Source organism: Agrobacterium sp. CG160-95, assembly GCF_053521725.1.
In genome coordinates this window covers 457936-470736 of record NZ_JBNWDU010000003.1, presented here as the reverse complement: position 1 = coordinate 470736, position 12801 = coordinate 457936, and the positions used below count along the sequence as shown (strand labels likewise).

General features: G+C 60.7%; 11 protein-coding genes. 9 read left to right on the top strand and 2 right to left on the bottom strand.

The window, feature by feature from the left end:
- Positions 1 to 28 precede the first annotated feature (28 nt).
- The gene (locus ACQZ63_RS13530) at positions 29 to 1216 is read right to left on the bottom strand and encodes an acyl-CoA dehydrogenase (protein ID WP_003518112.1); all 1188 of its coding nucleotides are present in this window, start codon (positions 1214 to 1216) and stop codon (positions 29 to 31) included.
- Positions 1217 to 1312: 96 nt separating this feature from the next.
- Here ACQZ63_RS13530 and ACQZ63_RS13525 point away from each other — a divergent pair, with 96 nt between their 5' ends.
- The 9 genes from ACQZ63_RS13525 to cml all read left to right on the top strand — a co-directional run bounded on the left by ACQZ63_RS13525 (position 1313) and on the right by cml (position 11362).
- The gene (locus ACQZ63_RS13525; protein ID WP_448799265.1) at positions 1313 to 2239 is read left to right on the top strand and encodes a LysR family transcriptional regulator; all 927 of its coding nucleotides are present in this window, start codon (positions 1313 to 1315) and stop codon (positions 2237 to 2239) included.
- Between the two features lie 128 nt (positions 2240 to 2367).
- Positions 2368 to 3435, top strand: coding sequence for a LacI family DNA-binding transcriptional regulator (locus tag ACQZ63_RS13520; RefSeq protein WP_065705819.1), 1068 nt, complete (start codon positions 2368 to 2370; stop codon positions 3433 to 3435).
- Positions 3432 to 4454, top strand: a complete 1023-nt coding sequence (locus tag ACQZ63_RS13515) for an ABC transporter substrate-binding protein (protein ID WP_003518109.1) — start codon at positions 3432 to 3434, stop codon at positions 4452 to 4454. The genes ACQZ63_RS13520 and ACQZ63_RS13515 overlap by 4 nt, the downstream gene beginning before the upstream one ends.
- Before the next feature lie 169 nt (positions 4455 to 4623).
- Positions 4624 to 5451, top strand: coding sequence for an ABC transporter permease (locus ACQZ63_RS13510; protein ID WP_448799264.1), 828 nt, complete (start codon positions 4624 to 4626; stop codon positions 5449 to 5451).
- Complete coding sequence (locus tag ACQZ63_RS13505) at positions 5448 to 6227, top strand: ABC transporter permease (protein WP_003504740.1); 780 nt, start codon at positions 5448 to 5450, stop codon at positions 6225 to 6227. The genes ACQZ63_RS13510 and ACQZ63_RS13505 overlap by 4 nt, the downstream gene beginning before the upstream one ends.
- Positions 6220 to 7245: an ABC transporter ATP-binding protein gene (locus ACQZ63_RS13500; protein WP_003504741.1), complete on the top strand. Its 1026-nt coding sequence runs from the start codon at positions 6220 to 6222 to the stop codon at positions 7243 to 7245. Before ACQZ63_RS13505 ends, ACQZ63_RS13500 begins: the two co-directional genes overlap by 8 nt.
- Positions 7246 to 7247: 2 nt before the next feature.
- Positions 7248 to 8168: a nucleoside hydrolase gene (locus tag ACQZ63_RS13495; protein WP_003518107.1), complete on the top strand. Its 921-nt coding sequence runs from the start codon at positions 7248 to 7250 to the stop codon at positions 8166 to 8168.
- Positions 8165 to 9958, top strand: coding sequence for an adenine deaminase (locus ACQZ63_RS13490; RefSeq protein ID WP_065705821.1), 1794 nt, complete (start codon positions 8165 to 8167; stop codon positions 9956 to 9958). Before ACQZ63_RS13495 ends, ACQZ63_RS13490 begins: the two co-directional genes overlap by 4 nt.
- 213 nt (positions 9959 to 10171) lie before the next feature.
- Positions 10172 to 11362, top strand: coding sequence for a CmlA/FloR family chloramphenicol efflux MFS transporter (cml, locus tag ACQZ63_RS13485; protein ID WP_025595074.1), 1191 nt, complete (start codon positions 10172 to 10174; stop codon positions 11360 to 11362).
- A 74-nt stretch (positions 11363 to 11436) separates the two neighbouring features.
- On the opposite strand, the gene ACQZ63_RS13480 is transcribed toward cml, so the two are convergent.
- Positions 11437 to 12609, bottom strand: coding sequence for a M20 aminoacylase family protein (locus tag ACQZ63_RS13480; protein WP_065705843.1), 1173 nt, complete (start codon positions 12607 to 12609; stop codon positions 11437 to 11439).
- Between the last annotated feature and the right edge of the window lie 192 nt (positions 12610 to 12801).

Genomic DNA, 12801 nt, shown 5'->3' with positions numbered 1-12801 from the left:
TCATGAAGGAAATGATGCGGAGAAGGTCTCAGAAAAACGCCTGAATGCCCGTCTGCGCCCGGCCGAGGATCAGCGCGTGAACGTCGTGCGTGCCCTCGTAGGTGTTGACCGTTTCGAGGTTCTGGGCGTGGCGCATCACGTGGTACTCGATCTGGATGCCGTTGCCGCCGTGCATGTCGCGGGCCTGGCGGGCGATATCCAGCGCCTTGCCGCAATTGTTGCGCTTGATGATGGAGATCATTTCCGGCGCCATTTTGTGCTCGTCCATCAGGCGGCCGACGCGCAGCGATGCCTGGAGGCCGAGAGCGATCTCGGTCTGCATGTCGGCGAGCTTTTTCTGGTAAAGCTGCATGCCGGCCAGCGGCTTGCCGAACTGCTTGCGGTCGAGACCATATTGCAGGGCGCGGAACCAGCAATCTTCCGCAGCGCCCATCACTCCCCAGGAAATGCCGTAGCGGGCGCGGTTGAGGCAGCCGAACGGGCCTTTCAGGCCGGAAACATTCGGAAGCAGCGCATCTTCGCCCACTTCCACGCCATCCATGACGATCTCGCCTGTTATGGAGGCGCGCAGCGAAAGCTTGCCGCCGATCTTCGGTGCAGACAGACCCTTCATGCCTTTTTCCAGCACGAAGCCGCGAATCTGGTTGTCGTGGGCTTCGGATTTCGCCCAGACGACGAAGACATCGGCGATGGGCGCATTGGAAATCCACATTTTCGAACCACGCAGGCGATATCCGCCGGCGATCTTTTCGGCGCGGGTCTTCATTCCGCCCGGATCGGAGCCGGCATCCGGTTCGGTCAGGCCGAAACAGCCGATCAGCTCGCCGGAGACGAGGCCGGGCAGGTATTTCTTCTTCTGTTCGTCCGAGCCATAAGCGAAGATCGGATGGATGACGAGTGAGGACTGCACGCTCATCATCGAGCGATAACCGCTGTCGATCCGCTCCACCTCGCGGGCCACGAGACCATAGGCCACGTAGCTGGCATTTGCGGCGCCATATTCTTCCGGCAGGGTGACGCCCAGAAGGCCGGTGCGGCCCATCAGGCGGAACAGTTCCGGTTCGGTGGTCTCAGAAAGATAGGCCTCGGACACACGCGGCATAAGTTCCGATTTGCCGAAGGCTGCGGCGGCGTCGCGGATCATCCGCTCGTCGTCGGTCAGTTGGTCTTCCAGCAGAAAAGGGTCCTGCCAATTGAATGCTGCGCGTTCGCTCACGTTATGCCTCCGGATTTGCTGGCCGGATTATTCGTGTTAGCCCCTGATGGCACAAGCCATGTTTACTCATTTTTGCATTACATATAGTAATGGCTCATGACGTCTCTCAGCCGCAAAATCCTGCCCTCCACCAGTGCGCTTGCCGCCTTTGATTCCGTTGCCCGGCTTGGCAGCTTTTCAGCCGCTGCGGATGAACTTGCCTTGACGCAAGGGGCGATCAGCCGTCAGGTTATGTCACTGGAAGAACAGCTTGGCGTGCGCCTGTTCGAGCGCGGCGCGCGTGGTGTGTCACTGACGACCGAGGGTGGTGCTTACGCGAAATCGATTGCCGCAGCCCTTGGCGAGATACGTGCCGCCTCGTTGCAGATCATGACCAAAACGCATGGCAACACGCTCAATCTAGCGATGCTGCCGACATTCGGCACCCGCTGGCTTCTGCCGCGCATTCCTGATTTCGTCTCCAGTCATCCGGAAATCACCATCAATTTCGCCACCCGCATCGGCCAGTTCGACTTCGAGCGTGAGCAACTGGATATGGCGATCCACATCGGGCAGGCGGATTGGCCGGGGGCGGAAAGCACCTTTCTGATGCATGAGATGGTTGCGCCGGTATGCAGCCCCGAATTCCTGAAGGCGCATCCGGTCGAAAAGGGTGAGGACATTGCCGGCCTGCCTCTGCTGCACATGGCCTCGCGGCCGGGTGCCTGGAGCCACTGGTTCGAGAGCCTCGGCCATTCGCTTGCCTTGCCGCAGGGCATGCGGTTCGAGCAGTTTTCCAGCGTGGCACAGGCCTGTATCGCCGGACTTGGCGTGGCTTTGATGCCGCTTTTCCTGATCGATAACGAACTGAAATCGCGGCAACTGGTGAAAGCCTACGATCATCAGGCCAAAAGCCCGAGTTCCTATTATGCGGTCGCGCCGCTATCCCGAGCCAACCACGTTCCAGTCGTGCTGTTTCGCGACTGGCTGGTACGGCAGGTCGAGGCCTATCGTGCGGCTGGCAATCTGCCACTGGAAAAATAAGCGCACTTTTTTCGGGCACTTAGGTTTCGTGCCTCGATTTTTGCCCGGTTTTGTCTCTGGCCGGACTCGACACGACGGTTTTGGTCGATTATCGTGATTAAACGTTTAATCAGCCCTTTCGGACCATCATGGCGTCTTCACGGCCTGCCACCAATCTGAGCGCGATAGCAGCGGCACTCGGCGTGTCGGTTGCAACCGTGTCCAATGCGCTGTCGGGCAAGGGCCGTGTTTCGCCGGAACTGGTGGAGCGCATCCGCAAGACCGCAAGCGAGCTTGGTTATGTGCCGAGTTCCGCGGGCAGGGCGCTGCGCACCGGCAGGTCAGGAGTTCTCGGGCTGGTGCTGCCGGATATCGCCAATCCACTCTTCCCACAGATCGCGCAGGCCATCGAAAAGGCAGCCGTCAATGCCGGTTATGGTGTTTTGATCGCCGACTCCCGCGGCGAGATCGCCATGCAGACGGACGCCATCAACCGGCTGATCGAGCGTGGAGTGGATGGCATGGTCGTCGTTCCCCGCCGCGGCACGCGTATCGCGGATGTCGATTGCCCGGTGGCGGTGATCGACAGCCCCTCGACGCCCGGAAACACCGTAGCCGCTGACCACTGGGATGGCGGCCGGCAGATCGGCGAATATCTGGCAGCCCTCGGACACGACAAGGTGGTGCTGATCGGCAAGAACCGCGACTCAAATGTGCAGAACGACCGCCTCGGCGGCATTCGCGATGGTCTGGGCAAGGCCTGCGTCACAGAGACGCTGTGGGTAGACGCCATTGAAAAGGTGGATGGTGCGGGTTGCCGTCTCGGCCTTACCGAAAAGGTGAGGGATGGTTTCACTGCCTTTGCTGCCGTATCCGACCTGCATGCGTTGCGCGCGCTCACTGAATTGCAGCGCGAGGGCATCGAGGTGCCGGAAGAGGCGAGTGTCACCGGCTTCGACGATCTGATTTTCTCCGCCGTGGTGACGCCGCCGCTGACGACGATGCGCATGGATATGCGCCGCATCGCCGATCTGGCCGTGGATGCGCTGTTGCGCGCGATCGATGGCGAGGCGGGCATCGAAAACGGCATAGCTGCCGAGGTCACGGCAGAAATCTCGAAAGTACCGATGGCGCTGATCATGCGCGGCTCCACCGGCGAAAAAAAGCATGATGCGATTGAAGCCAAAAACACGACAGCAGGAGAACTCACACCATGAAAAAAATCATTCTTGCATCGGGCACCGCCCTGATGCTGACGATGGGTGCCGCGCAGGCGCAGGACAAGACGCTGACGATCTCGGTCTACGCCTTCGCGCAGGACGAATTCAAGGAACTGGTCTATACACCGTTCGAAAAGCAATGCGGCTGCAAGCTGGTCGTCGAGACCGGCAACAGCGTTGAGCGCCTCGCCAAGATGGAGGCCAACAAGGCCAATCCGGTGGTCGATCTCGCCATTGTTTCCATGGCGGATGCGCTTTCCGCCACCCGCAAGGACCTGATCCAGAAGATCGATGCCGCCAAGGTGCCGAATATCGGCAAGCTCTATGACATCGCCAAGGATCCGAATGGCGACGGCATGAGCGTCGGCGTCAATTTCTACGCCACGTCAATCGTTTACCGCACAGACAAGATGAAGATCGATAGCTGGGCCGATCTTTTGAAGGACGGCATCGTCGACCACGTCGCTTTCCCGAATGTCACTACCAATCAGGGCCCGCCGGCGCTTTACATGCTGGGCAAGGCCATCGGCAAGGATACGCCTGATCTCTCCGGCGCTATCGAAGCCGTGGGCGAAAAGAAGGACGATATCGTCACGTTCTACGTGAAATCGTCGCAGCTGGTGCAGCTCATGCAGCAGGAAGAAATCTGGGCCGCCCCCATCGGCCGCTTCTCCTGGGCGCCCTTTACCAAGCTCGATCTGCCGCTTGCCTGGGCAACGCCCAAGGAAGGCCAGACCGGCGGCATGAACGTGCTCGTGGTGCCGAAGGGCACGAAGAACGAAGATCTGGCACTGCAGTTCATGGATTTCTGGCTCTCGACCGACGTTCAGAAGGCGCTGGCCGAAAAGCTCGTGGACAGCCCCACCAACAAGGAAGTCAAGGTGTCCGACGAGGTGGCGAACAATATCACCTATGGCGACGAAACCGCAAAAAGCCTGCAGCTCATTCCTTCCGCCGTGACGCTCGACAACCGTGACAAGTGGCTGTCGGAGTGGAACGCCAAGGTCGGCCAGTAAGTCCTTATCAAGGTTTGGAATGGGGCATTTAAAACGTCCGAAAGGGCGGCTCCATTCCCGGAAAAGCGGTTTGGTCGTCCCCTGACCGCTTTTCCACCTCTCAATTCCGCAAGCTGGCCATGACCGCTTGCAGTAACAATCGGCCGCAGGCCGTTCAGGGAATAAAGCGATGTTTCAGAACCGGGCCGAAGCGCTGGCGCTTGCATTGCCCGCCGCTATTTTCGCGGCGGCGGTCTTTCTTGTGCCGGTCTTCATGCTTCTGTCGGAGGGCTTTCACACCACTGACGGCTGGACATTGTCCGCTTACGCCGATTTCTTCTCCGATCCGCTGAACAGGGCGGTTTTCCTGCGCACCCTGAAGCTTGGCGCGCTCGTCACCATTGTATCTGCGGTGGTGGGTTATGCGGCGGCTTTCGCCATCGTCAATCTGTCGCAGGGCGCGAAAGGACATGTCGTCAATCTGGTCGTCTTGCCGCTGATGATCTCGCCGGTTGCCCGAACCTATGCCTGGATCGTCATTCTCGGCAGAACCGGCATCGTCAACCAGGCGCTTCAGGCGGTAGGACTGAGCGATGCGCCGATCCGTTTACTGTTTTCCGAAACGGCTGTTTTCATCGGCCTTCTGCAATTGTTCCTGCCATTGATGATCATTTCCCTCATCAGTGCGCTGGAGAATATGCCCAAGGATACGATCGCAGCCGCCCGCGTTCTCGGCGCAAACTGGCTGCAGGTGTTCTGGAAGGTCATCCTGCCGCTCACCAAGGAGGGGCTTGTTGTCGGCGGCACGCTGGTCTTCACCGGTTCGCTCACGGCCTATATCACGCCGGCCATTCTCGGCGGCTCCAAGGTGCTGATGCTGGAAACCCTGCTCTATCAGCAGGTGACGGTCTCCAACAATTTCGTCGCCGCCAGCGTCATCGCCTTCATCCTGATCGTCATGAGCTTTGCCGCCAATATCCTGCTGAAGCGCATCGCCACCGCAAGGAACAAGAAATGACCCGGCAGCTCTTCATTCCGCTCACGCTCCTGCTCGTTGTCGGCTTCCTGATCGGGCCGTTCCTCATCATCGTTGCGGCCTCGTTTTCGGCCGGCGACACGCTCGCCTTTCCGCCGCAGGGCTTTTCACTGAAATGGATCGCGAAGGTCTTCACCGTCGAAAGTTTCCGCGAAAGCTTCGCGATGTCGATGTTCCTTGCCATCGGCGGCACATTCACGGCGCTCGTCCTCGGTATTCCCGCTTCCTACGCCATGTCGCGCTACAAGCTGCCCTTTGCGGAAACCGTGCGCACGATCGTTTCGGCGCCGATCATCGTGCCGGGTATCATCGTCGGTCTGGCGCTGTTGCGCTATTTCGTCGTGCCCTTCGGCATCGGCATCACGCTTGCCCTGTTTCTCGCGCACACGGCGCTCATCCTGCCCTATGCGGTACGGGTGGTTTCGGCCAGCCTCAACAATCTGCGTTCGGATATCGAGGAGGCGGCGGTGCTGCTCGGCTCGTCGCGGTTTGGCGCATTTTTCCGTGTGGTGCTGCCCAATATTCGCGGTGGTATCCTGTCGGCCTTCATCCTCGGTTTCGTGACGAGTTTCAATCAGGTGCCCGTGTCGCTGTTCCTGTCGGGTCCGGGCGTGCGCACGTTGCCCATCGACATGCTGGGCTACATGGAAATCGTCTTCGATCCGTCTGTCGCTGCACTCTCATCGCTGCTCGCCTTCCTTTCCATCGGCATCGTCTTCCTGGCCGAACGTTTTCTGGGGTTCTCCCGTTATGTCTGACGCAAATTACCTTTCGCTTCAAAAAGTCTCGCTCGCCTACGGCAACAGCATCGCCGTCAAGGATCTCGACCTCGATATCCGCAAGGGTGAACTTCTCGCGCTGCTCGGTCCTTCCGGCTGTGGCAAGACCACCACGATGCGCGCCATTGCCGGGCTGATGCCGGTGGCGGGCGGGCGCATCGATCTCGACGGCGCCGATATCACCCGCGTCGCCGCCAACAAGCGCGCTGTCGGGCTGGTGTTTCAGTCCTATGCGCTGTTTCCGCACCTGACGGTTTACGAAAACGTGGCCTTCGGCCTCAAACTCAAGGGCATGAACGGCAAGGCGCTTGATGACAAGGTCGCCTCCGGCCTGAAGTCCGTGGGATTATCGAACTTCGCATCGCGCAAGCCGGCCGAGCTTTCCGGCGGCCAGCAGCAGCGCGTGGCGCTGGCGCGCTCCATGGTCATGGAGCCGAAGGTGCTGCTGCTCGATGAACCGCTCTCCAACCTTGATGCGCGCCTCAGGCTTGAAATGCGCACCGAATTGCAGCGCGTGCAGAAGGAAACCGGTGTGACGATGATCTTCGTCACCCATGACCAGATCGAGGCGCTCGCACTGGCCGACCGTATTGTCGTCATGAAGGGCGGCAAGATTGAGCAGATCGGTACGCCGGAAGAGATCTATAATGCGCCGGTTTCCGCCTTCGTGGCGGATTTCGTCGGCTTTGAAAATATCTTCGCGCTGGAAGGCGGCGCGTTGAAAACCGAAAACGGCACAACACCGCTTACCGGACCAGTCCCTTCAGCATCTGGACTGGCCTGGCGGCCGCGCATGGTCACCCTTGGTTCAGGTCCTTTCCAGGGAACCGTGCGCGGCACATCCTTTGCCGGAAATACCCGTGAGTACCTGCTGGATACGCTGCTTGGTCCCATCAAGGCGGAGACCGACGCTGCGCTGACCGCCCATACGATCGGTGATACGCTCGCCTTCGACCTTCCGGTCGAAAAGGCGGCAAGCCTCAAGGTGTTTGGCTGATCATGGGTGTGTGGATCGATACTGATATGGGCTTTGACGATATCGCCGCCATCATGGTGGTGCAATCGGCAGGCCTTGCCATAGACGGCATTTCGCTGGTCTTCGGCAATGCGACGCTGGATGTTGTCTGCAGCAACGCCGCAGGCGCGGTCGCCGCCTTCGGCTGGTCCATGCCGCTCCATCAGGGCCGTGCCAAACCCGTCCTTGGCGCGCTCGAAACCGCACAATGCATTCTGGGTGACAGCGGCATTCCGACCGTCGGCCGTAGCCTGCCGGATGCCCCCGCTTTGCCGCAAAGCGACGCTTTCACTGCGCTGTGCGGCTGGCTTGAGGGGGCAGGCGAAAAGCGTATCCTCGCGCTCGGCCCGCTTACCAATATCGCCGCCCTTTGCCTTGCCCGGCCCGATCTTGCCGCGAAAATTTCCGATCTGACCTGGATGGGTGGCGGCGTGACGAGCGGCAACCACACCGCATCTGCCGAATTCAACGCCTTTGCCGATCCGGAAGCGCTGGCCATCGTGCTTTCCCATGACCTGCCGCTGCGCATGGTCGATCTGGACGCCTGCCGCAAGGTCACCGCCTCGCCAGCCGATGTGCTGCCGATCCGAAATGCTGGCGGCAAAAACGCCGGCCTGATTGCCGACCTGTTGGAAGGTTTCATCGGCATCGCCACGAGACGCGGCAGACCGGCCATGGCGCTTTACGATCCCGTTGCCGCTGTCGGCTTCACCTCCGAGCTGCTTGGCTGGCGCCATACGCGGATCGATGTCGAGCTTCACGCGGCGCTAACGCGCGGGCGAACGGTGGTTGAGCCGCGTGCCGACAAGGTTGCCGCCTTCAACGCGCATTTCGCCGACACCGTGAATGCCGAAGCGGCAAAGGCTGCGGTTCTCGAGGCGTTGCGCCGCGAGGCTGCCCGATGAGTGCACAATCCCCGATACGCGAGCCGGTCGATCTTAACGACGATGCGCTGCGCGCCCGCGCGGTTGCCGCTGCGCGCGGCGATGCGGCTTTCGATGTTCTCATTACCGGCGGAACGCTGGTGGATGTGGTGACGGGGGAGATTCGCGCCGCTGATATCGGCATTGTCGGTCCGCTAATCGCCAGCGTTCACGAACCGGCAAGCCGCAGCGATGCTGCGCAGCTCGTCGACGCGTCGGGCGCCTTTGTCTCGCCCGGCCTGATCGACACGCATATGCACATCGAAAGCTCGATGATAACGCCCGCTGCCTATGCGGCAGCAGTGGTTGCCCGCGGCGTCACGACTATCGTCTGGGACCCGCATGAATTCGGCAATGTCCATGGTGTCGAAGGGGTGCGCTGGGCGGCGAAATCCATCGAAAACCTGCCGCTGCGCGCCATTCTGCTTGCACCCTCCTCAGTGCCATCAGCACCGGGGCTGGAGCGCGGCGGCGCTGATTTCGATGCCGGAATTCTCGCTGATATCCTGTCATGGCCGCAGATTGGCGGGGTTGCGGAAATCATGAACATGCGCGGCGTCATCGAACGCGATCCGCGCATGAGCGGCATCGTACAGGCCGGTCTTGTCTCGGAAAAGCTGATCTGTGGCCATGCGCGCGGCCTGAAGGACGCCGATCTCAACGCCTTCATGGTGGCAGGCGTTTCTTCCGATCACGAGCTGGTCTCGGCTGAAGACTTGATGGCGAAGCTTCGGGCGGGGTTGACCATCGAGCTGCGCGGCTCGCACGATCATCTGCTGCCGGAATTTGTGGAGGCGCTGAATGCGCTCGGCCACCTGCCGCAGACGCTGACGCTCTGCACTGACGATGTTTTCCCGGACGATCTGTTGCGGGGCGGCGGGCTGGATGATGTGGTGCGCCGCCTTGTCCGTTATGGCCTGAAGCCGGAATGGGCGCTGCGCGCCGCAACACTGAATGCTGCGCAAAGGCTTGGCCGTGCCGATCTCGGCCTCATCGCCGCCGGTCGCCGTGCCGATATCGTCGTTTTCGAGGATTTGAGTGGTTTTTCACCCCGTCATGTCTTGGCCGGTGGCAGGGCGGTTGCGGAAGCCGGGCATATGCTCGTCGACATTCCAGCCTGCGATGCGGCGGCGCTCGAAGGCTCGATGAAGCTGCCGCTGCGCGCAGCCGATGATTTCCGGGTTGCCTGCGAGGGCGCAAGGGTGCGCCTTGCCACCATCGACCGCCCACGCTTCACGCAATGGGGCGAGGTGGAAGCCGAGGTGAAGGATGGTTTCGTCGTTCCCCCCGAAGGCGCCACGATGATTTCCGTCACCCACCGCCACGGCAAAGCCGAGCCAGTTACCAGGACCGGCTTCCTTACCGGCTGGGGACGCTGGAACGGCGCCTTCGCCACCACCGTCTCGCATGACAGCCACAACCTCACTGTCTTCGGCGGTAATCCCGAAGACATGGCGCTGGCCGCCAATGCGGTGATTGCGACAGGCGGCGGCATGGCTGTCGCCTCTGAGGGTAAGGTGACCGCGCTTTTACCCCTGCCGCTCTCAGGCCTCGTTTCCGATGCGCCGCTTGAAGACGTGGCACAGGCTTTAGAGGAATTACGCACCGCTGTCGGCAAGGTGGTGGAGTGGCAGCCGCCCTATCTCGTCTTCAAGGCCTGCTTCGGCGCCACGCTCGCCTGCAATATCGGCCCGCACCAGACGGATATGGGCATTGCCGATGTGTTGACGGGACGGGTGATGGAAAGCCCGGTGATTGCGGTGGTGGGGTAAACCAGGGTCGAGCGTTGCCAAAAAGCCGGCATATTGCTAAATCCAACCCCTGTTTACCTGTCGCTCTATATGGATGTTGAACATGGGTGCCTCGAAGTCATCAGATAAGTAAGCCGCAACGACGATATTTCGTTGTTGCGGCGTTCTGTCGAACGATCCCTGTTTCTTCGGGCAGACGCCGCCAAATGTCCTCATTTGAGCGGATCAATTCTAATGTCTATTCCAACTCCCGTTTGGGGGAGATCGCTGTTGGCAGCAATGCTGCTCATGGCTCCCTTTGATATTCTCGCCTCGCTGGCCATGGATATTTACCTGCCGGTCGTCCCCATCATGCCGGAAGCCCTCGGCACGACACCGGTGGTGGTTCAACTCACGCTCACCGTTTACATGGTGATGCTCGGCCTTGGGCAAATCGTGTTTGGCCCCATCTCCGACCGCATCGGCCGCCGGCCCGTCTTGATCGGCGGTGCCCTGCTGTTCGTCGTGGCCTCGTTCTGCCTCGCAGCTGTGACAACGGCGAGCGCCTTTATCGTTTTCCGGTTCCTTCAGTCGGCTGGAGCGGCGGCGGCATTGGTCGCCACTTTCGCCACCGTTCGCGACGTCTATGCGGATCGTCCAGAAGCAACGACGATATACGGAACGTTCAGCTCCATTCTCGCATTCGTCCCGGCACTCGGTCCGATTGTCGGGGCGGTCATCGCCAATGAATTCGGCTGGCGTGCCATCTTCGTCACCCTGGGCGCGGCAGCTTTCATTGCGACGGTTGCCGCAGGGATGAACTGGAGCGAAACCCGACCGGCGACGGCAACGATGTCACGCCCATCGCCTTTGCGCATGTTGGGCAGTGGTCGCTTCTGGACCTATACGCTTGGGTTCAGCACTGCCATGGGAACGTTTTTCGTATTCTTCTCCACCGCTCCGCTCGTCATGATCGGCAGGGCAGGTCTCTCCGAGGTGGAGTTCAGCCTGGCTTTTGCAACCGTCGCAATCGCAATGATCGTTACCACCCGTTTTGCGAAGTTTTTCGTTGCCAGATGGGGTGTGCAGGGCAGTCTCGTGAGGGGCATGGCCCTGTTGTTGGTGGGGGCGTTTCTGTTCACTGCAGGTGAAGTCGGGGCGGTTCCGTCATTTTTGACGTTTATCGTACCGATGTGGGTCATGGCGGTCGGAATCGTTTTTACGGTTTCAGTCACCGCCAATGGCGCGCTGGAGGAGTTCGGGCACATGGCTGGAACAGCCGTCGCCTTCTATTTCTGCATTCAAAGTCTGTTTGTGGGAATAGCGGGCACCTTGGCTGTCGTCATTCTGCCGGGTGATGCGGCATGGCCGGTGATCGCCTATTCATCGATCATGGCCTGCCTTGTCCTGACGGCGCTATATTTGTTGAACCGCCGGAATATCTGAGCGAGAAAGCCGGGCAGCGCGTCTGCCGCTGCCCGGCTTTTCAGATTTGGGAATGCAAAAAGTGGCTTTCGGCCTTATTCCGCCGCCAGTTCCTGCTCCACCAGTGTTGCCCAGAAAGCGACGCCGGGAACGATTGCCGCGTCGTTGAAGTCGTAGGAGGTGTTGTGGTGCAGCGCGCCATCCACCGCCGGGCCGTTGCCGAGCCAGACGTAGCAGCCGGGGGCTTCGCCCGCGAAAAAGGCGAAGTCGTCGCCGGCGGTCGAGGGCGGGAAGGCGGTGCGGGATTTGTTGCCGAAGACGGTCTTGGCGGCTCGCAGCGCCCGTTTCGTCGCATCGGCATCGTTGATGACGGGCGGAATGCGGCGGATGAATTCATAGCTTGCCTCGATGCCGAACATCGCCGCCGTACCCTTGGCGAGCCTGCCGATTTCCGTTTCAAGCTGGCTGCGCACCTCAGGCGCGTAGGCGCGTGCGGTGCCGCCGATTTCGACGATATCGGGAATGACGTTGAGCGCCTTGGGGTCACCCGCCTGCACCGAGCAGGCGCTGACGACGGCAGGTTGCAGCGGATCGACGACGCGGCCGACGATGCTTTGCAGCGAAGCGAGGAAGGTGCCCGCCGCCGTTACCGGATCGCGGCCGAGATGCGGCTTGGCGCCGTGGGTGCCAATGCCCCTGAAGGTGACGCGCCAGCTATCGGAAGAGGCAAGCTGCGGTCCTTCCACCACGGCCATTTCGTCAATGCCAAGCCCCGGCATGTTGTGCAGGCCATAAACTGCATCGCAGGGAAACAGGTCGAAAAGCCCGTCCTCAACCATTTTCTTGGCGCCGCCACGGCCTTCCTCGGCCGGCTGGAAGATGAAATGGACGGTGCCGGAAAAATCGCGGGTACTGGCGAGATAACGCGCAGCGCCCAGCAGCATGGCGGTGTGGCCGTCATGGCCGCAGGCATGCATCTTGCCGGGGAACTTCGATTTATAGGGCCGGTCGGGAATTTCCGGCATGGCCAGCGCATCCATGTCGGCGCGAAGACCGATGCTGCGGGTGCCGTTGCCCACCTGCAGCGTGCCGACCACGCCGGTGCCGCCCAAGCCGCGATGCACCTTCACTCCCGCCCGTTCGAGAAGATCGGCGACGATGGCGCTGGTTCTCTCCTCTTCAAAGCCCAGTTCCGGATGGGCGTGGAGGTCGTGGCGAAGCTCCGTCAGGAATGGCAGGTCCTCGCCGATGCGGTCCAGCAGTCTCATGGGTAGCTTGTCCTTGAATATGGGGAAAACCCACGCCATAGGTGGGCTTGTCCGAATGCCTGTTGCTTTGTTTCCTTCTAGCTGAAAAACCCAATGAAATGAACCCGCCGCATGCCTGCGGTTGTCGAAATGCCTGATATGCCGAACGGGGATGGCGCGGATGAAAATCACTTCCGCTTTTGCCGTCCCGCT